The 18,348-nt window shown below is 70.1% G+C and carries 16 protein-coding genes; 6 read left to right on the top strand and 10 right to left on the bottom strand.

The annotated features are described in order from the left end of the window. Nucleotides 1-7 precede the first annotated feature (7 nt). On the bottom strand, nucleotides 8-2,746 hold the full coding sequence (gene ppc / locus AC07EJ_RS15000; RefSeq protein ID WP_389477660.1) for a phosphoenolpyruvate carboxylase: 2,739 nt from the start codon (nucleotides 2,744-2,746) through the stop codon (nucleotides 8-10). A gap of 273 nt (nucleotides 2,747-3,019) precedes the next feature. On the opposite strand from ppc, the gene AC07EJ_RS14995 reads away from it, so the two are divergent. Together AC07EJ_RS14995 and AC07EJ_RS14990 are read left to right on the top strand one after the other, a co-directional pair. After that, complete coding sequence (locus tag AC07EJ_RS14995; protein WP_389477662.1) at nucleotides 3,020-4,015, top strand: acyl-CoA desaturase; 996 nt, start codon at nucleotides 3,020-3,022, stop codon at nucleotides 4,013-4,015. Beyond that, nucleotides 4,012-4,704 carry a TetR family transcriptional regulator gene (locus tag AC07EJ_RS14990; protein WP_389477664.1) on the top strand — a complete coding sequence of 231 codons (693 nt, stop codon included), beginning with the start codon at nucleotides 4,012-4,014 and terminating at the stop codon, nucleotides 4,702-4,704. The genes AC07EJ_RS14995 and AC07EJ_RS14990 overlap by 4 nt, the downstream gene beginning before the upstream one ends. A 27-nt stretch (nucleotides 4,705-4,731) precedes the next feature. On the opposite strand, the gene AC07EJ_RS14985 is transcribed toward AC07EJ_RS14990, so the two are convergent. From AC07EJ_RS14985 to AC07EJ_RS14975, 3 genes are all read right to left on the bottom strand, one after another. Then, nucleotides 4,732-6,408 (bottom strand): multicopper oxidase family protein, encoded by a 1,677-nt coding sequence (locus AC07EJ_RS14985; protein WP_389477666.1) that lies wholly within the window; start codon nucleotides 6,406-6,408, stop codon nucleotides 4,732-4,734. 105 nt (nucleotides 6,409-6,513) lie between these two features. Then, nucleotides 6,514-6,879 (bottom strand): VOC family protein, encoded by a 366-nt coding sequence (locus AC07EJ_RS14980; protein WP_389477668.1) that lies wholly within the window; start codon nucleotides 6,877-6,879, stop codon nucleotides 6,514-6,516. Beyond that, complete coding sequence (locus AC07EJ_RS14975; RefSeq protein ID WP_389477670.1) at nucleotides 6,879-7,670, bottom strand: trans-aconitate 2-methyltransferase; 792 nt, start codon at nucleotides 7,668-7,670, stop codon at nucleotides 6,879-6,881. The genes AC07EJ_RS14980 and AC07EJ_RS14975 overlap by 1 nt, the downstream gene beginning before the upstream one ends. Nucleotides 7,671-7,759: 89 nt before the next feature. On the opposite strand from AC07EJ_RS14975, the gene AC07EJ_RS14970 reads away from it, so the two are divergent. Further along, entirely contained in the window at nucleotides 7,760-8,257 is a 498-nt protein-coding gene (locus tag AC07EJ_RS14970) for a MarR family winged helix-turn-helix transcriptional regulator (protein ID WP_389477672.1), read from the top strand. A 25-nt stretch (nucleotides 8,258-8,282) separates the two neighbouring features. Here the strand turns inward: AC07EJ_RS14970 and AC07EJ_RS14965 are convergent, their stop codons facing one another. Then, on the bottom strand, nucleotides 8,283-9,032 hold the full coding sequence (locus AC07EJ_RS14965; RefSeq protein ID WP_389477675.1) for a LuxR C-terminal-related transcriptional regulator: 750 nt from the start codon (nucleotides 9,030-9,032) through the stop codon (nucleotides 8,283-8,285). A gap of 265 nt (nucleotides 9,033-9,297) precedes the next feature. Here AC07EJ_RS14965 and AC07EJ_RS14960 point away from each other — a divergent pair, with 265 nt between their 5' ends. Continuing rightward, on the top strand, nucleotides 9,298-9,753 hold the full coding sequence (locus AC07EJ_RS14960; protein ID WP_478884355.1) for a GNAT family N-acetyltransferase: 456 nt from the start codon (nucleotides 9,298-9,300) through the stop codon (nucleotides 9,751-9,753). A gap of 88 nt (nucleotides 9,754-9,841) precedes the next feature. Here the strand turns inward: AC07EJ_RS14960 and galK are convergent, their stop codons facing one another. The 3 genes from galK to galT are packed head-to-tail and all read right to left on the bottom strand — an operon-like array spanning nucleotide 9,842 to nucleotide 13,041. Beyond that, nucleotides 9,842-11,014, bottom strand: coding sequence for a galactokinase (galK, locus tag AC07EJ_RS14955; protein WP_389477679.1), 1,173 nt, complete (start codon nucleotides 11,012-11,014; stop codon nucleotides 9,842-9,844). Nucleotides 11,015-11,017: 3 nt separating this feature from the next. Next, nucleotides 11,018-11,983: a UDP-glucose 4-epimerase GalE gene (galE, locus tag AC07EJ_RS14950; protein ID WP_389477681.1), complete on the bottom strand. Its 966-nt coding sequence runs from the start codon at nucleotides 11,981-11,983 to the stop codon at nucleotides 11,018-11,020. Beyond that, nucleotides 11,980-13,041, bottom strand: a complete 1,062-nt coding sequence (galT, locus tag AC07EJ_RS14945; protein WP_389477684.1) for a galactose-1-phosphate uridylyltransferase — start codon at nucleotides 13,039-13,041, stop codon at nucleotides 11,980-11,982. The genes galE and galT overlap by 4 nt, the downstream gene beginning before the upstream one ends. A 209-nt stretch (nucleotides 13,042-13,250) precedes the next feature. On the opposite strand from galT, the gene AC07EJ_RS14940 reads away from it, so the two are divergent. After that, complete coding sequence (locus AC07EJ_RS14940; protein WP_389477686.1) at nucleotides 13,251-14,933, top strand: sodium:solute symporter family protein; 1,683 nt, start codon at nucleotides 13,251-13,253, stop codon at nucleotides 14,931-14,933. Between the two features lie 18 nt (nucleotides 14,934-14,951). Then, nucleotides 14,952-15,233 carry a hypothetical protein gene (locus AC07EJ_RS14935; protein WP_389477688.1) on the top strand — a complete coding sequence of 94 codons (282 nt, stop codon included), beginning with the start codon at nucleotides 14,952-14,954 and terminating at the stop codon, nucleotides 15,231-15,233. Nucleotides 15,234-15,475: 242 nt separating this feature from the next. Here AC07EJ_RS14935 and AC07EJ_RS14930 read toward each other — a convergent pair whose 3' ends face one another. Continuing rightward, a complete protein-coding gene (locus AC07EJ_RS14930) occupies nucleotides 15,476-16,177 on the bottom strand; it encodes a helix-turn-helix transcriptional regulator (protein ID WP_389477690.1) in 702 nt (233 codons plus the stop codon). 247 nt (nucleotides 16,178-16,424) lie between these two features. After that, complete coding sequence (locus AC07EJ_RS14925; protein WP_393583716.1) at nucleotides 16,425-18,323, bottom strand: outer membrane protein assembly factor BamB family protein; 1,899 nt, start codon at nucleotides 18,321-18,323, stop codon at nucleotides 16,425-16,427. Nucleotides 18,324-18,348 lie beyond the last annotated feature (25 nt).

The raw sequence follows: 18,348 nt of genomic DNA, 5'->3' as shown, positions 1-18,348 counted from the left end.
TGGTTGATCAGCCGGTGTTGCGCAGTCCCGCCGCGACGCCGTTGACGGTGAGCAGGAGTGCCCGTCCGAGCAGCGGGTCCGGCTCGTTGCCGGCGGCCGCGTCGTCGCGCTGGCGCTTGAGCAGGGCCACCTGGAGGTACGAGATCGGGTCCAGGTAGGCGTCGCGGATCGAGAAGGTCTGCTGGAGTACCGGCTGGGTGTCCAGGAGTTCCTGGCCGCCGGTGATGCGCAGTACCTCTCGCACGGTCAGTTCGTGCTCGGCCTCGATGTCGGCGAAGACGTGCTTGAGCTCGTCGGGGACGAGTGTGTCGACGTAGTGGCGGGCGATCCGCAGGTCCGTCTTGGCGAGGGTCATCTCGACGTTCGACAGGAAGTTGCGGAAGAAGTGCCAGTGCTCGCTCATCTCGTCGAGCACGGTGCCGAGGCCGGCCTCGCGCAGTGCCTTGAGGCCGGAGCCGACGCCGAACCAGCCGGGCACGATCTGCCGTGACTGGGTCCAGCCGAACACCCATGGGATGGCGCGCAGGCCGTCGAGCGAGACGCCCGAGCCGGGGCGGCGGGAGGGCCGCGAGCCCAGGTGCAGGTCGGCGAGCTGGTCCACCGGGGTGGAGGCGAGGAAGTACGTCGGCAGGTCCGGGTCCTCGACGAGCTTGCGGTACGCGGCGTGCGCGGCGTCGGAGACGACGTCCATGGCCGCGTCCCAGCGGGCGAGGGCCTCGTCGGACTGGCGGGGCGCGGTGTGCAGCGCGGATGCCTGGAGGGTGGCGGCGACGGTCAGTTCGAGGTTCTCGCGGGCCAGGGACGGCACGAGGTACTTGTCGGAGATGACCTCGCCCTGCTCGGTCACCTTGATCTCGCCCTCGAGGGTGCCCCACGGCTGGGCGAGGATCGCGTCGTGCGAGGGGCCGCCGCCGCGGCCGACGGTGCCGCCGCGGCCGTGGAAGAGGCGCAGGCGCACGCCGTAGCGGTGGGCGACGTCGCGCAGTCGGCGCTGGGCGCGGTGGATCTCCCACTGGGAGGTGGTGATGCCGCCGAACTTGGAGGAGTCCGAGTAGCCGAGCATGACTTCCTGGACGTCGCCGCGCAGGGCGACGAGGCGCCGGTAGGAGGGGTCGGCGAGCATCTCGTCGAGGATGACGTCGGCGGCGCGCAGCTCGTCGGTGGTCTCCAGGAGCGGCACGATGCCGATCTTGGCCCAGCCGCCGTGCAGGTCGATGAGTCCGGCCTCGCGGGCGAGGACGGCGGCGGCGAACACGTCGTCGGCGCCCTGGCACATCGAGATGATGTACGACTCGATGACTTCGGGTCCGAAGACGTCGAGGGCGCGCTTGACGGTGTGGAAGACGCCGAGGGTCTTCTCGCCCGCGGCGTCGAGGGGTGCGGGCGAGGGGGCGAGGGGCCTGCGGGACCTGAGTTCCTTGGCGAGGAGCTTCTGGCGGTACTCGCGGGGCATGTCGGCGTAGCGCCAGGACTCCTCGCCGAGGCGGTCGAAGAGCTGGCCGAGCGCGTGGTGGTGGGCGTCGGCGTGTTCGCGTACGTCCATGGTGGCGAGCTGGAGGCCGAACGCGGCGAGCGTACGGATGGTGCGGTTCATCCGGCCGTCGGCGAACAGGGCGCCGCGGTGCTCGCGCAGGGACGTCTGGATGAGCGTGAGGTCCTGGAGGAGTTCGGCGGTGCCGAGGTAGTCGCGGCCGTCCACGTGCGCGGTGCCCTTGGCGAGGCGCTCCTTGGTGTTCTCCAGCTTCTGCCGGATGCAGGTGGCCTTGAGCCGGTAGGGCTCCTCGGAGTTGAGGCGCTTGTAGCGGGGGCTGATCTCCGGGAGGCGCTCCAGGTCGTTCTGGAGGGAGGTGAGGAGTTCCTCGGTGGCGCCGGTGTAACGGATGGAGTTCGACAGGAAGCCGCGCAGCTCGTCGATGAGCTCCAGGGCGTCGTTGATGCCGTGCTCGTGCTGGAGGATCAGGACGTCCCAGGTGACGGCGGGGGTGACGTTCGGGTTGCCGTCGCGGTCGCCGCCGATCCAGGTGCCGAAGGTGAGGGGGCGGCTGGCGTCGGGCAGGGTGACGCCGACGCGCTGCAGCTCGGCGGTGAGGTCTTCGAGGACGTCGCCGACGGCGCCGGCGTGCAGCTCGTCGAGGTAGTAGATGGCGTTGCGCGCCTCGTCGGTGGGCTCGGGCCGGACGACGCGCAGTTCGTCGGTCTGCCACACGAGGTCGATGTTCTCGGCGAGGCGGGTGTCGTAGCGGCGGCGGTCGGCCTCGATGACGGGGGTCTCGAGGAGTTCGGCGACGCGGCGCAGCTTGTTGAGGACGGAGCGTCGGGCGGCCTCGGTCGGGTGGGCGGTGAACACCGGCCGTACGTTCAGGTGCTGGACCGTTTCGCGCAGGTGGTCGGCGTCGGCGTCCTTGAGCCGGTCGGCGGTGCGGGCCAGCAGGCTGCCCTCGGCGGCGCGGCGGGCGCGCAGCTCGCGGCCGCGGTGCACCTGCTCGGTCACGTTCGCCAGATGGAAGTACGTCGAGAAGGCGCGGACCAGCTTGGCCGCGGTCTCCAGTTCCGTGTCGCCGAGCAGGCGGGCGGCGGCCTCGCCGTCCTCCCGGGTGAGGCGGCGGACCTTTTCGACCAGTTCGAGGAGCTCGGGGCCCTCCTGGCGTACGAGTGTCTCGCCGAGGAGGTCGCCGAGGCGGCGGATGTCGGCGCGCAGCTCGGCGCTGGAAGTGGCCTCGCGGCTCTGGTCGTCGGCACTGCTCACAGGTGCGGCTCCTTGCAGTGGTGAAGCACGTCTGGGAGGGAAACCCCGGGATCCGGGTATGAGTCCCGGGTGGAGATACAGAGCGGACCGCGCTGTCCGACCGTTTCCAAGGATAGGTGTCCGCCCGGTTGGGCCGTTTCCGGGCCTCTTGCCGCTCGCCTGCGCGCTGCCATACTTACGACGCCGTAGGTTACGGACGCGTAGTAAAAGCTCTCAGCTTCACATCCCCGTTCTCAAACCTGTCTCAACCCTCGACCCCACAGGGGACGCCCCATGACACCAAGCCCCGATCTGATCGATGACGCCCCGGAGGCGTCGTCGGGCGATTCGACCGGCGCTTCGCTGCCCTCCGCCACGCTCGGCGGTGAGCAGAAGCGTTCGCTGGAGCAGCTCGCGCTGCTGCTCTTCATCACCGTCCCGTTCCTGGCGCTGGTCGCGGCGGTGCCGCTGGCCTGGGGCTGGGGTGTGAGCTGGCTCGACCTCGGCCTCCTGGTGTTCTTCTACTACCTGGGCTGCCACGGCATCACGATCGGTTTCCACCGGTATTTCACGCACGGTTCCTTCAAGGCGAAGCGGCCGCTGCGGATCGCGCTGGCGGTCGCCGGCTCGATGGCGGTCGAGGGTCCTCTCGTCCGCTGGGTGGCGGATCACCGTAAGCACCACAAGTTCTCCGACGCGGAGGGTGACCCGCACTCGCCGTGGCGGTTCGGCGAGACGCTGCCCGCGCTGATGAAGGGCCTGTGGTGGGCGCACATCGGCTGGATGTTCGACGAGGAGCAGACCTCGCAGGAGAAGTACGCACCCGATCTGGTGAATGATCCAGCCATAAGGGCGATCTCGCGTCAGTTCATTTTCTGGACGATGCTGTCGCTGGCTCTGCCGGCGCTGATCGGCGGTCTGGCGACGATGTCGTGGTGGGGCGCGTTCACGGGCTTCTTCTGGGGCTCACTGGTGCGGGTGGCGCTGCTGCACCACGTCACGTGGTCGATCAACTCGATCTGTCACGCGGTCGGCAAGCGTCCCTTCAAGTCGCGGGACAAGTCGGGCAACGTGTGGTGGCTGGCGGTCCTGTCCTGCGGCGAGTCGTGGCACAACCTGCACCACGCCGACCCGACGTCCGCGCGGCACGGGGTGATGCGGGGCCAGGTGGATTCGTCCGCGCGGCTGATCCGCTGGTTCGAACAGCTGGGCTGGGCGCACGACGTGCGCTGGCCGTCGAAGGAGCGGATCGAGTCCCGCCGCAAGCCGCAGGCCGCTGACGCGGCATGATGGAACCCGTGGCGACCGATCCGAACTCTGCGAGCCCAGCGGGCCCAGCAAGCAACGACAAGCCCCGGCGCGCGCGCCGCACCCGGATGACCGGTGCGGAGCGCCGCCAGCAGCTGCTCGAGATCGGTCGCACCCTCTTCGCCGCGAAGGGCTTCGAAGGCACGTCGGTGGAGGAGATCGCGGCGAAGGCCGGGGTCTCCAAGCCGGTGGTGTACGAGCACTTCGGCGGCAAGGAGGGCCTGTACGCGGTGGTCGTCGACCGTGAGATGCGCCAGCTCCTCGACATGGTGACCGGCTCGCTGACGGCCGGGCACCCGCGCGAACTGTGTGAGCAGGCCGCGTTCGCCCTCCTCGACTACATCGAGGAGTACACGGACGGCTTCCGCATTCTGGTCCGCGACTCCCCGATCCCGCAGTCCACGGGCTCGTTCGCCTCGCTCATCTCCGACATCGCGACGCAGGTCGAGGACATCCTGGGCCGCGAGTTCAAGAACCGCGGCTTCGATCCGAAGCTGGCGCCGCTGTACGCGCAGGCGCTGGTCGGCATGGTCGCGCTGACGGGTCAGTGGTGGCTGGACGCCCGTAAGCCGAAGAAGGCCGAGGTCGCCGCGCACCTGGTGAACCTGGCCTGGCACGGCCTCGACGGTCTGGAGCCGAAGCCGCGGCTGATGGGGCACCGCAAGGCTTGAACCGTGTGACGGTCCGGGAAGGGGCCGTCATTTTCGGTAGCCGAGGATGGTCATCATCCCGGATTCGGAGTGGTACTGGTTGTGGCAGTGGAGCATCCACAGGCCCGGGTTGTCGGCGTTGAAGTCGACGACGAGTTTGCGGTGCGGCAGCACGTAGGCGGTGTCCTTGCGGGCTCCGCGGTCGCCGAAGCCCCTGAGGGCGAAGGTGTGGCCGTGCAGGTGCATGGGGTGCCACATGTCGGTGGTGTTGATGAGGCTCAGGCGGACCCGCTCCCCCTCCTGGATCGGGTGGCGTTGCTCGACGGAGTAGGGCCGGTGGTCGAAGCCCCAGTTGAACCGTTTCATGCTGCCGGTCAGCTTGATGCGCATCTCGCGGTCCGGGCGGCGCCAGCAGAGGGCTACGGAGTCCTGGGGCACGAGGCGGCCGGGCGGCACGATCTGGCCGTCGAGCTCCTGCGGATGCACGTCGGGCCCGGGGATGGCCCCGCCGCCGGTACGCAGGACTGCCAGAGCTCGCGCGTCCTTGCCCTCGGCCAGGGCGACCAGCGGGAACACCCCGTCCTGTGCGGTGATCAGCACGTCGTAGCGTTCGGCCATGCCGAGCAGCAGCGCGTCCGTCTCCGTGGGTTCGACCGGGTAGCCGTCGGTGTGCGTGACCGTCATCTTGTGGCCGCCCAGTGCGACGCGGAAGGCCGTGTCGCCCCCGGCGTTGATGATGCGCAGCCGGATGCGGTCCCCGGTGCGGGCCCGGAAGACCGAAGGAGCGTGCGCGAGGCGGCCGTTGACCAGGTAGTACGGGTAGTCGACGCTGCCGCCCTCACTTTGCAGGAGGCGGCTGTGGGAGTTCCGCAGGATGCGGTCGGGGCCGTCGGCCTTGCCGTGGCCGGTGCCGTCATCCTCGGCGCCCTCCCCCATGTCCATGTCCATCGGCGCCATGCCGTGGTGCAGCTGTGCGAGCACGTCGTCCGGGGTGGAGCCGCCGACGCCGTCGAGCCAGTCGTCGAGGACGACGACCCACTCCTTGTCGTAGGACAGGGGCTCTTTGGGGTCCTCGACGATCAGCGGGGCGTACAGGCCGCGGTCGAGCTGCAGTCCTGAGTGCGAGTGCATCCAGTACGTGCCCGGGTGCTCCACGGCGAAGCGGTAGTTGAAGTCCGCGCCGGGCTTGATCGAGAACTGGGTCAGGCCCGGTACGCCGTCCATGTCGCAGCGCATGCGGACGCCGTGCGAGTGCAGGGTCGTCGTCACGGGCAGGTGGTTGGCGACGGTGAGGTCGAGGATGTCGCCCGCGGTGATGCGGACCTCCTTGCCGGGCAGCGAGTCGCCGTACGCCCATGACTTGACGGTCTTCCCGCCGAGATCGAGGGACGTCTCGGTGGCGGTGAAGCGGTACTTGCGGAGGGGGCCGGACCCGCGGGCCCGCTCGGCGGCGAGGACCTCGGGATCGGACGGGTTCACGTATCCCTCGGGCCCCTTGGGGACGAAGGGACGTCCGTCGTGGTCCGGGACCCTGGTCCGCGCGTGCGAACCGGCCTCGGGAGGGGGAGCGGACTCTGGGGGACGAGCCGATTCGGAGTGGCGAGCGGAACCCGCGTGCGAGCCCGACTCGGACTCGGGCCCGGACCCGGAACAGGCTGACAGGGCTCCCGCGCCGGCGGCCGCGATCGAGGCAGCGAGCAAATTGCGCCGCGTATGTGTGTGCATAGCTGAATAACACACCTTTTATGATGATATGTCTGCGAACCGAATCGGCGTGTCCCTCCGTCGAGCCGGGTCGCGCCACCGAGCCGGGTCGCGGCGCATGCCGGCTCAGGGCGCGACCGGCTCCAGGAACTCCAGCCGGTTGCCCACCGGATCCTCGGAGTAGAAGCGGCGGTGCCCGGGGAGATCGCAGTCCCAGGTCACGATGGCCCCATGGGCTTCCAGCCGGGCGGCGTACGCCTCGATGTCACGGACCCTCAGCCCGGGGTGCGCCTTCTTCGCGGGCCGGAAGTCCTCCTCGATACCCAGATGCAGTTGCACGGCCCCCGCCTGGAACCAGCAGCCCCCGCGCGCCGCGAGCGCCGGGGGCTTCGGCATCTCTGTCATGCCGAGCACGTCCCCGTAGAACCGCCGCAGCACGTCCTCGGATCCCGCGGGTGCGGCGAGCTGTACGTGGTCCAGGGCCCGGAGCATCAGGCGCTCGCGGGCTTGCGGGCCACGGCGAAGAGGCGGCGGAAGGGGAAGACCGTGCCGTGCGGTGTCGCGGGGTAGGCGGTGCGGAGCAGGGCGCGGTAGGCGGTCAGGAATTCGTCCGTGGCCTGCGGGTCGTCCGCGAGGGTGGTGAGGACGGGCCGCAGGCCCGTGCCCTTGACCCAGTCCAGCACCGGGTCCTCGCCCTGGAGCAGATGCAGATAGGTCGTCTCCCACACGTCCGCGCGGCAGCCGAGCGCGGTGAGCCGGTTCAGGTACTGCTCCGGGGTGTGGACGGCGTCCGCGTGGCGCAGTGTGTCGCCGAGCCGGTCCCGCCACCGCGCGGATCCGGCGAGTTCGCGCATCAGGACGTGGCTGGGGGCGTCGAAGTTGCCGGGGACCTGGAAGGCGAACGTGCCGCCGGGGGTGAGGCCGGCGAGCCAGTCGGGGAAGCGGTCGGTGTGGCCGGGGACCCACTGGAGCAGGGCGTTGGAGACGATCAGGTCGAAGGGCTCGGCGGGGGTCCAGGTGGCCGCGTCGGCGGGTGCGAAGTCGAGCAGGTCGGTAGCGTGGGAGGCGGCCTTCTCCAGCATCTGCGGGGAATTGTCGTAGCCGGTGATCCTGGCCTTCGGCCAGCGCTCGGCGAGCAGGGCGGTGACGTTGCCCGCGCCGCAGCCGAGGTCGGCGATCCTCGCCGGGTCGCCCTGGACGCGGGCGAGGAGGTCGGCGAAGGGGCGGGTGCGGTGGTCCGCGTGCCGGAGATACTGCTGGGGGTCCCAGGTGGGTGCGCTCATGGCGGCCAGGATCCTCCCGGATTTATCTCGATGTCAAGATAGTTGAATTCAAGAGACTTCATGTCGAGGGACCCACTAGACTGATCGTCATGGAGGACGAGGTCGACCGGCTGGTCGCAGCGTGGCGCCGAGAGCGCCCTGACCTCGACGTGGAGCCCCTCGAGGTGCTCAGTCGGGTCAGCAGGCTGGCGCGTCATCTTGACCGGGCCCGGCGCCTGGCGTTCGCCGAGCACCAGTTGGAGCCGTGGGAGTTCGACGTACTGACGTCCCTGCGGCGGGCCGGCGCCCCCTACCAGCTCTCCCCCGGACAGCTCCTCACGCAGACCCTCGTCACCTCCGGCACGATGACCAACCGTATCGACCGGCTCGCCAAGAAGGGTCTCGTCGAGCGTCTGCCCGACCCGAGCGACCGGCGCGGTGTCCTGGTGCGACTGACCACCGAGGGACAGGACCGCGCCGACCAGGCGCTCGCCGGCCTCCTCGAGCAGGAGCGGGCGATCCTCGCCGAGCTGTCCCGCACCCAGCGCGGTGAACTGGCCGGACTGCTGCGGCAGTTGACCGCGCCGTTCGACAACATCCCTGGTTGAGAAGCCAGTCGTACGGATCCCGTTCCTACGACGCCGCTTCCAGGTCCGCGGGCCCGACCCCGGCCCTGCGCGCCAGGGCCACCGCCGCGAGCGTGGAGTGGACCCCGAGCTTGCCGAGCACGTTCTGCATGTGCGTACGGACCGTGTGCGGGGACAGGAAGAGGCGTTCGGCGACCGCCTTGCGGCCGAGGCCGGCGACCATGCAGCGCAGCACCTCGCCCTCACGCGGCGTCAGGGACTCCACCAGGCGCTCGGACTCGGTGCGGTGCTTGCGCGCCGCGGTCAGCTCCCGCAGCACACTCGTGAGCAGGGCGGGCGGCAGATGCGTCTCGTCGCGCAGGACGCCCCGGATGACCGTGAGCAGCCGCGAGAGCGAGCAGTCCTTGGCCACCCAGCCGGAGGCGCCCGCCTGGAGCGCGAGGGCCGCGCGGCGCGGGTCGTCCTTCTCGGCGAGGACCACGGTCCGTACGGTGGGCTGGCCCGAACGGACGCCCGCCACCAGGGAGATGCCGTCGACCAGGCCGTCCTGGCCGGGCGCCGTGTCGGGCACGGCCGTCGGCGGGCGCGGGCCGTGCAGGGCCGCTCCCAGGTCGGCGTCGACCAGGAGGACGTCGAACCGGCGTCCTTCCGCCGCCGCGCGGTCCATGCAGCGCAGTGCGGCGGGGCCGCTGCCGGCCGCGGACACGTCCACGTCGGGCTCGGCGGCGAGAGCCGCGGCGAGCGACTCGGCGAAGATGCGGTGGTCGTCGACGACCAGGACTCGGATGCGAACCACGTGTATAACCCCCTCCCCCACGCTCCTCGCGGAGCAGGGGATTCCCCGGCGCCGGGAGGCTTCCGGCACGGGTACGGCGCCCGGAGAGGCAGGTCATCGCGGTCGCACGGCCGCCGCCGCGCTGGAACCGCTACCCCCGCTCCGGGCGTCGTACCCGGCTGTCTCGCCCCCTGATCAGCACCGGCCCCCACCGGCGCTGCCCTCAGAGTAGGGCCGCGGGCCAGGAGCGGAAGGCAATTTGCAGAACTGATTGGCCTGCGCGTTTATGGTGAGGCGTATGTTTCGTATTGAGACAGAAGTCGACAAACAGCGGCGCGATCTTCTTCACTTCCGGCTGCGTGAGGCGAACAACGCGGCGTCGGCGGAGCTCAGGTCACTGCGGGGCACGCCCGAGGACCGCGAAGTGCCGCTCCAGGTGTGGGCGTTGGACGAGAGCGACGAGATCGCCGGCGGCCTGGACGGGCACACCTGGGCGACCTGGCTCCACGTGACCCTGCTCTGGGTCGACGACCGCCACCGCGCGAAGGGCCTGGGCTCCCGCCTCCTCGCGGAGGCGGAACGCATCGCCCACGAGGACCGCGCCTGCCACGGCGCCCGCGTCGAAACCTGGGACTTCCAGGCACCGGGCTTCTACCGCCAGCACGGCTACGAGCTCGTGAGCGTGATCCCCGACTACCCGCCGGGGGTGAAGGAGTTCACGCTGACGAAGCGGCTGGGCTGAGCGCTCTTGCGCACGTGCGCGGAGCGCACTGTCGGACACAGCCCCGGCCGGCCGCCGGGGATCAAGGAGTTCAAGGAGTTGTTCGCCCTTACGAAGCGGCCGCCGTGAGTTGGTGGGCTCCGGCCGACGGGACCGCCGGGAAGACGCGCGGGGCCGTGTAGCCCGCCGCGGCGAACGCCTCCGTGATCGACTTCGTCACCGCGTCCGCGTCCGGCTCCTCCACCAGGACGATCGCCGAGCCGCCGAAGCCGCCGCCGGTCATCCGGGCACCGAGCGCGCCCGTCGCGTTCGCGGTGTCCACGACGAGGTCCAGCTCGGTGCAGGAGATGCGCAGGTCGTCGCGGAGCGAGACGTGGCCCTCGGTGAGGACCGGGCCGATCGCCCGTACGTCGCCGGCGTCGAGGAGCTCGATGACCCGCTCGACGCGGTGGTCGTCGCAGACGATGTGGCGGACGTAGCGCACGATCCGCTCGTCGGTGAGGTCCGCCAACTTGGCCAGCGCTTCGGGCAGTTCGGCGTACGGCACGTCACGCAGATGGGAGACGCCGAGCGCGCGGGCGCCCTCTTCGCAGCCCGCGCGGCGCTCCGCGTACGCGCCGTCGCCGAGCTCGTGCTTGACGCGGGTGTCGACGACGAGCAGCTGGAGGCCCTGCGCGGCCAGGTCGAAGGGGACCTGGCGGGTGGACAGGTCGCGGCAGTCCAGGTGCAGGACGTGGCCCTCGGTGGCGCACGCCGACGCCATCTGGTCCATGATCCCGCAGGGCACGCGCACGAAGTCGTTCTCGGCCCGCTGCGCGATCCGCGCCAATTCGGGCCCGGTGAGCCCCAGTTCGAAGAGGTCGTTGAGCGCGAGCGCGGTGACGACCTCGAGTGCGGCCGAGGAGGACAGGCCCGCGCCGGTCGGCACGGTCGACGCGAGGTGGATGTCCGCGCCCGTGACGGTGTGTCCGGCCTCGCGCAGCGCCCATACGACGCCCGCCAGGTACGCGGCCCAGCCGCCCTGCCCGAACTCGGAGAGCGGGGTCAGTTCGTCGGCCCGCAGTTCGGCGATCGGCGCGTCGATGTCCGCGGAGTGCAGCCGCAGGACTCCGTCGGTGCGGCGCGCGACGGCGGCCACCGCGGTGTGCGGCAGCGCGAGCGGCATCACGAAGCCCTCGTTGAAGTCGGTGTACTCGCCGATGAGGTTCACGCGTCCGGGCGCGGCCCAGACCCCCTCGGGCTCGTATCCGTACAGATCGCTGAACTGCGAGGCGACGGACATGACTTACCCCTCCTGGCGTGCCTGGGCGAAGGCCCAGGCGTCGGCGACGATTCCCGCGAGGTCCGCGCGGGACGGGTTCCAGCCGAGGCGCTCGCGCGCGGTGGCTGCGGAGGCGACGAGGACGGCCGGGTCGCCGCCGCGGCGCGGTGCGGTGACCTCGGGGATCGGGTGGCCGGTCACCTGGCGGACGGTCTCGATGACCTCGCGCACGGAGAAGCCGTTGCCGTTGCCGAGGTTGCAGATGAGGTGCTCGGCGGGGCGGGCGGCGCCGAGAGCGAGCAGGTGGGCCTCGGCGAGGTCGGCGACGTGGATGTAGTCGCGCACGCAGGTGCCGTCGGGCGTCGGGTAGTCGTCGCCGTAGACGGAGATCGCGTCGCGCCGGCCCTGGGCGACCTGGAGGACGAGGGGGATGAGGTGCGACTCCGGGTCGTGGCGCTCGCCGCAGGTGCCGTAGGCGCCCGCCACGTTGAAGTAGCGCAGCGACACGGCGGCCAGGCCGTGCGCGGCCGCCTCCCCGGTGATCATGTGGTCGACGGCGAGCTTGGAGGCGCCGTACGGGGAGGTGGGGGCGGTGGGGTCGGACTCGGTGATGGGGGTGCTGACGGGCTCCCCGTACGTCGCCGCGGTCGAGGAGAAGACGAGCTTGCGGACTTCGGCCGCGCGCATCGCGGCGAGCAGCGCCATGGTGCCGCCGACGTTGTTGTCCCAGTATTTCTCGGGCTTCACGACGGACTCGCCGACCTGGGAGAACGCGGCGAAGTGCAGGACGGCGTCGAAGGACCGGTCGAGCCACTTGGCGGCGTCGCGGATGTCGCCCTCGATGAACGTCACCCCCGCGGGTACGCCCTCGCGGAATCCGGTCGAGAGGTTGTCGAGGACGGTGACGTCGTGCCCCGCCTCGACCAGGTGCTGCGCGACCACGCTGCCCACATATCCCGCACCACCGGTGACCAGGTACTTCCCGCTCATGTACTCGCTACCTCTCGCAGTCGCTCAGCCGCGGTCTCCGGCGGCACGTCGTTGATGAACACGCTCATGCCGGATTCGGAACCCGCGAGAAACTTCAGCTTTCCAACAGTGCGGCGAATGGTGAAAAGCTCGAGGTGAAGCGCGAAGTCGTCCCGCTGGAGGCCGGGGAAGTCGTCCAGGGTGCCGAAGGGCGCCTGATGCCAGGCGGCGATGTACGGCGTCGGGGACTCGCCCGTTCCGAAGAGCCGGTCGAAGCGCCTCAAGAGTTCCAGATAAATCTGAGGGAACTCTGTGCGCGCGCCGTCGTCGAGGGCGAGCAGGTCGGGCACGCGGCGCTTGGGGTAGAGGTGCACCTCGTAGGGCCAGCGCGCCGCGTACGGCACGAAGGCCACCCAGTGGTCGCCCTCGATGACGACGCGCTCGCCGGTGCGCTCCTCGGCGAGCACGTCGTCGAAGAGGTTGCGGCCGCCGGTCTGCTCCTTGTGCTCGGCGAGCGAGCCCAGCATGAGGGCGGTGCGCGGGGTGGTGAAGGGGTAGCCGTAGATCTGGCCGTGCGGGTGGCCGAGGGTGACGCCGATCTCGGCGCCGCGGTTCTCGAAGCAGAACACCTGCTTCACGGAGTCCAGATGGGACAGCTCGGCGGTGCGGTCGGTCCAGGCGTCCAGGACGAGGCCCGCCTGTTCCTCGGTGAGGTCGGCGAAGGACGACGTGTGGTCGGAGGTGAAGCAGACCACCTCGCAGCGGCCGGCGTCCCCGGCGAGCGAGGGGAAGCGGTTCTCGAAGACCGCCACGTCGTACGAGGAGTCCGGGATCTCGCTGAGCCGGTCGCCCTCGGAGGGGCACAGGGGGCACTCGTCGGCCGGCGGGTGGTAGGTGCGGCCCTGTCGGTGCGAGGCGACGGCGACGCTGTCTCCGAGGAGGGGGTCGCGGCGGATCTGCGAGGAGGAGGCGACGGGGTCCAGTGGACGCCGGTCCACCGCGTCCCGCACGACGTCGTCACGCGAGTCGTAGTAGATGAGCTCGCGACCGTCGGCGAGCCGGGTCGACGTCTTCTTCACGTCCGATGCTCCTCATTCGCATCAAGTCAACATAATCAAACATAACAAAGCACGGTTCAACGGGATGGTCAAGGCCGAGGACGGATCTCCGGTGCGTGGCGTGTCACTCGCATCACAATCAAACAAAGAACCTCAGCGGGAGTGTTCATTTATTGAACATAGACGCGTAGGTTCCGGTCTGATCAGTTCGCGCAACGAAGCGAGTTCTCATGCTGTCCCCCACACAAACCCTGGCCGCGGGGCTCCGGCTGCCCACCAACGGCCTCGACTACGCGATCCTGGCGATCTACTTCGTCGTGGTCCTCGGCATCGGCTTCGCCGCCCGGCGCTCCGTGAAGACCAGCCTCGACTTCTTCCTCTCGGGCCGCTCCCTGCCCGCCTGGGTCACCGGCCTGGCGTTCGTCGCGGCCAACCTGGGCGCCACCGAGATCCTCGGCATGGCGGCGACCGGCGCGCAGTACGGCGTCTCGGTCGTCCACTGGTACTGGATCGGCGCCATCCCGGCGATGGTCTTCCTGGGCCTCGTGATGATGCCCTTCTACTACCGCTCCAAGGTGCGCTCGGTCCCCGAGTACCTGCTCCAGAGGTTCGACAAGAGCGCGCACCTGCTGAGTTCCATACTCTTCGCCTTCGCGGCGATCCTGATCGCGGGCGTGAACCTGTACGCCCTGTCGATCGTCGTGGAGGCGCTGCTCGGCTGGCCGCAGTGGCTGGCCATCGTCGTCGCCGGCCTGTTCGTGCTCGCGTACATCACCATCGGCGGACTCTCCTCGGCGATCTACAACGAGGTCCTCCAGTTCTTCGTGATCCTCGCGGCGCTCATCCCCCTGTGCATCATCGGCCTCAAGCGGGTCGGCGGCTGGGGCGGCATGACCGACTCGCTGAAGAGCTCGCACGGCGACAACTTCCTCTCGGCCTGGGGCGGTACGGGCATCGGTGAGGCCAACCCGCTCGGCGCGAACTGGCTGACGATCATCCTCGGCCTGGGCTTCGTGCTCTCGTTCGGCTACTGGACGACGAACTTCGCCGAGGTGCAGCGCGCCCTGTCCGCGAAGAACCTCTCCGCCGCCCAGCGCACCCCGCTCATCGCCGCGTTCCCGAAGATCTTCATCGTCTTCCTGGTCATGATCCCGGGCATGGTCGCCGCCGTCCTCGTCCCGAAGATCGGCATGGCCGGATCGGACCTGACGTACAACGACGCGATCCCCTACCTGATGCAGGAGCTGCTGCCCAACGGCGTGCTCGGCATCGCGGTCACCGGTCTGCTCGCCGCGTTCATGGCGGGCATGGCGGCGAACGTGTCGTCCTTCAACACCGTGTTCACGTACGACATCTGGGCCAAGTACGTGAAGACCGGCAAGCCCGACGCGTACTACCTGAAGTTCGGCCGCCTCATCACGGCGGTCGGTGTCCTCGCGTCGATCGGTACGGCGTTCATCGCCTCGTCGTTCTCGAACATCATGGGCTACCTCCAGACGCTGTTCTCCTTCTTCAACGTCCCGATGTTCGTCGTCTTCATCATCGGCATGTTCTGGAAGCGCGCCTCGGTGAAGTCCGGCGTGTGGGGCCTGCTCGCGGGCACGACCGCCGCGATGGTCAACTACTTCTGGATCTACAAGCAGGGCATCATCGACATCCCGACCGACCAGGGCGCCAACTTCGTCTCCGCGATCGTCGGCTTCGTCGCCGGTGCGGTCGTCATGGTCGTCGTCACCCTGTTCACCGCGCCCAAGCCGGAGGCCGAGCTCGCGGGCCTCGTGTACGGGACGACGGCGCCGGGCCTGGAGGAGCCGCCCGCCGAGGGCGACGACGCCTGGTACCGCAAGCCCGCGCTGCTCGGCTGGGGCGCGATCGTGCTCGCCGCGCTGTGCTACGTCCCCTTCTCCCTCTGATCGGAGGCGCGAACCCTCATGTCTGAACTCCAGAACGAAGTCACCGAGTTGGAACGCAAGTCCGCGACCGCGGCGCGGCTCTTCGACATCCGGCGCATCATCGGCGGACTGTTCGTGGTGTACGGGGTCATCGTCACGATCGCCGGCATCACGGCGTCCGACGCCGACCTGAAAAAGGCCGAGAACATCAACATCAACCTGTGGACGGGCCTCGGCATGCTCGCCCTCGGGCTGTTCTTCCTGGTGTGGCTGAAGCTGCGGCCGACGGCTCCGCCGGTGCCGGAGGACGGGGAGGCGTAAGCCTTTTGCCCCAGGCCGGAGGCCATCACCTACGGGTGATGGCCTCCGGCCCTTCGAGCTCCGAAGGCCCGGGTGAACGCAGCAAGTCCCGCCCCGCCGAAGCGGGACGGGACTTGGAGTGGAGCGCCGAGCAGGCCTTGCACCTGCATCTCCCCGCAGGAAGCGGGGCGCCTTTCCTTGGACCACCGACGCACTGCCCGCACACCACGAGTCGCGGTGACGAGCGCAAGATCGACTGTAGCTCAGGAATCCGGATCCGGCAGCCCGGGGGCCGCCGGGACCGGCCCCGCCCGGTCGAGGAGCCCCGTGCGCGCGGCCAGCGCCGCCGCCTCGAGGCGCGAGCCGACCCCCAGCTTCATCAGGACCCGCTGCACATGCGTACGGGCCGTGCTCGGGGCGATGCCCATGCCGGCCGCGATCAGCCGGGTGTCCTCGCCGTCCGCGACCCGCACCAGGACCTCGACCTCGCGCGGCGTCAGCATCTGCAGGAGCCGCTGCCCCTCGTCGTCGGGCTGCGCGGCCGGGTTGAGCAACTCACTGAAGGCCCCCTGCAGCAGCTGCGGAGCCACGGCCGTCTCCCCCGCCCGCGCCTTCATCAGGGCGCGCTCGACGCCCTCGATCCGCTCGTCGTGCCGTACGTAGCCGGAGGCGCCGGCCGCGAACGCCGCCGCGATGCCCCTGGGTGAGGGCACGGGCCCGAGGACGACGACCGCCACCTGCGGGCGCTCGCGCTTGATGCGCACGATCGGGTCGAAGATGCCCGGCTCCGCGGGCGTCGCCGTACCGATGAGACAGACCTCGGGCGCCCGCTGGATCACCAGCTCGGCCGCTCCCGCGGCAGGCGCGGCCGCCGCGAGCACCCGGTGCCCGCGCAGCTTGAGAGCCGAGGCGAGCGCCTCGGCGAGCAGTCGATGGTCGTCGACGACCATGAGCCGCACACCCATAGAGCCATCCCCCACATCCCCCGGGAACCCGTGGACTCCCCAGAACCCCCTTGGTGCGGAAAGCCCCCCGACTCCCCGACCTCCTCCATCTCCCGGAAGCTACACGCTCGTTCGGCGTTGCGCTTCCCCTACTGATGAGAAGTGACCCGGAATGCCGGAATCTCCCGGCGGGCGGCTCATAAGCCGACGGCCCCGCACCCGGTGAGGGTGCGGGGCCGTCGCCGGGCCGCGGGGAGCGGCCCCGGTGTCACTGTGCCGCGAAGACCACGGCCTCGTAGTCCTTCTCGTCCGCCGAGTACGGCTTGGAGATGAGTTCCTTGCCCATGGCCAGCCTGCCGTTGGTGTAGAGCAGTTCGGACTGGGTGGGGGTCATGCTGCTGATGACGCTGGTCACGGTCTCCGTCGCCGGAGTGACCAGGAGCGTCTTCTGCTTCAGCGTCTTCGGGTCGATCGTGACGATCTCGGCGCCCTTGTCGTAGGGGCCGTCCTTGTACGCCAGGACGTTCCCGCCGTCCATGCGGACCGGGAAGAGCGTGTACTCGCCGCCGTCGACGCGGTCACCGGTGAGCTGGCCGTTCGCCAGGGAGAACGACACGATCTCGTTGGTCTGGCCGGACGTGCCGCCGCCGTCGTGCTCGCGGGTCGGCATGTAGACGCGGTCGTTGCCGACCGTGATCCCCCGGCAGGTGTGGACCCCGGAGACGTCGCAGTCGAAGTCGTACCGGTCCTTCTCCAGCGAGACCTTGGCGCGCAGCTTGCCGCTGTCGTCGAGGGAGAACAGGTCCGACATCTCGACCTCCTCGCCGGTGGCGATCACGAAGGTGACCGGCTTGGTGGAGACGACCGAGATGACGTTCACGTCGGCCGGGATCTTGTAGGTCCACTTCGGCTTGCCCGTCGCCGGGTCGAGGAGCTGCACCTGGTGCTTCTCCTCGCCGTAGTCACCGCACTTGCGGACGGCGACCAGCTGCTCGCCGCCGCGGTAGCCGATGTCCTCGCAGGAGCCGGCCTGCGGCTGCCAGAGGATCTTGCCGGACTTGATGTCGAAGGCCGCGCCGCCGTCGTAGCCGCCGCCGGCCGCCAGCGTGGAGCCGGTGATCGACAGCTCCTTGAACGGGATGTCATTCCCGCCGCTGCCGACGCTCTTCGTCCACAGCTTCTTGCCCGTGTCGACGTTGAAGACCGTGATCTTGGTGCACGGCTGGTAGTCGTACTCCTTCGGCTTGCGCGGGGCCGCCTCGCTGATGACCGCGCTCAGGCCGTCCTGGGTGACCTCGGGGGCGCTGCCGCACGTCTGGCCGGACAGCGGGAGCGTCCAGGACTTCTTGCCGCTGTCCGCGGCGTAGCCGACGATCTCGTCGATGCCCGCCTTGGCGTACGTCGTGTCCGTGAGCCAGGAGCCCTTGGTGCTGAACACCTCGTCCTTGGGCACCTCGTGCTGGGGCACCTGGAAGAGGACCTGGGAACTGGTGTTCCCCGGGACCTTCTCCTTGCTGGCACCGCCGGTGGTACCGCCGGTGCTGCCGCCGGTGCCGCCCTTGTTCTCGTCGCCGCCCTTGCCGGTGGGGCCCGCGGTGCTGGCGTCCGTCTTGTCGTCACCGGACGACGAGGAGTACCAGACACCGCCACCGATGATGAGCGCGACCGCGACGACAGCGCCGATGATGATCATCATCTGGGAGCTGATCTTCTTGCCGACGCCACCGCCCGCCGTCTGCATGGGCACGGTGCCCGGCGGCGGGTAGGCGCCGTACTGCGGGGGCTGCTGGCCCGGGTAGCCGTAGCCCTGCGGGGGCGTCGGCGGCTGGCCCTGGGGGGCCTGCGGGTAGCCGTAGTTGGGGGCCGGGGGCTGCTGCGGGTAGCCGTAGTCGGGCTGGCCCTGCGGGGGCGTCGGCGGCTGGGCGGGCGGCTGCGCCGGGGGCGGGGTCTGGGGCGCCTGCGGGTAGCCGTAGCCGGGCTGCTGCGGGGGCGGGGGCGTGGGCGCGCCGAAACCTCCGGGCGGCGGGTCCTGGGGCGCGCCGAAACCTCCGGGCGGGGGGTCCTGCGGGGCGCCGAAACCTCCGGACGGGGGGTCCTGCGGCTTGCCGAAGCCCACCGGCGGCGGGCCCTGCGGCGGCTCGTTGGGCGGCTGGGGCGGCTGCGTCATGACGTCTGTTCCTCGGGTGACGGGG

This window comes from Streptomyces sp. NPDC045026 (assembly GCF_056432625.1).
Note: the sequence above shows the minus strand (reverse complement) of the source record. Positions and strands in the feature narration are given on the sequence as shown.

Bases quoted from the DNA above. Each gene is read 5' to 3' on its own strand.
- AC07EJ_RS14980 (WP_389477668.1), bottom strand. From the start codon at position 6,879: ATGCTCCGGGCCCTGGACCACGTACAGCTCGCCGCACCCGCGGGATCC.
- AC07EJ_RS14990 (WP_389477664.1), top strand. From the start codon at position 4,012: ATGATGGAACCCGTGGCGACCGATCCGAACTCTGCGAGCCCAGCGGGC.
- AC07EJ_RS14940 (WP_389477686.1), top strand. From the start codon at position 13,251: ATGCTGTCCCCCACACAAACCCTGGCCGCGGGGCTCCGGCTGCCCACC.
- AC07EJ_RS14985 (WP_389477666.1), bottom strand. From the start codon at position 6,408: ATGCACACACATACGCGGCGCAATTTGCTCGCTGCCTCGATCGCGGCC.
- AC07EJ_RS14970 (WP_389477672.1), top strand. From the start codon at position 7,760: ATGGAGGACGAGGTCGACCGGCTGGTCGCAGCGTGGCGCCGAGAGCGC.
- AC07EJ_RS14925 (WP_393583716.1), bottom strand. From the start codon at position 18,323: ATGACGCAGCCGCCCCAGCCGCCCAACGAGCCGCCGCAGGGCCCGCCG.
- AC07EJ_RS14935 (WP_389477688.1), top strand. From the start codon at position 14,952: ATGTCTGAACTCCAGAACGAAGTCACCGAGTTGGAACGCAAGTCCGCG.
- galK (WP_389477679.1), bottom strand. From the start codon at position 11,014: ATGTCCGTCGCCTCGCAGTTCAGCGATCTGTACGGATACGAGCCCGAG.
- galE (WP_389477681.1), bottom strand. From the start codon at position 11,983: ATGAGCGGGAAGTACCTGGTCACCGGTGGTGCGGGATATGTGGGCAGC.
- AC07EJ_RS14995 (WP_389477662.1), top strand. From the start codon at position 3,020: ATGACACCAAGCCCCGATCTGATCGATGACGCCCCGGAGGCGTCGTCG.
- AC07EJ_RS14930 (WP_389477690.1), bottom strand. From the start codon at position 16,177: ATGGGTGTGCGGCTCATGGTCGTCGACGACCATCGACTGCTCGCCGAG.
- AC07EJ_RS14975 (WP_389477670.1), bottom strand. From the start codon at position 7,670: ATGAGCGCACCCACCTGGGACCCCCAGCAGTATCTCCGGCACGCGGAC.
- AC07EJ_RS14960 (WP_478884355.1), top strand. From the start codon at position 9,298: ATGGTGAGGCGTATGTTTCGTATTGAGACAGAAGTCGACAAACAGCGG.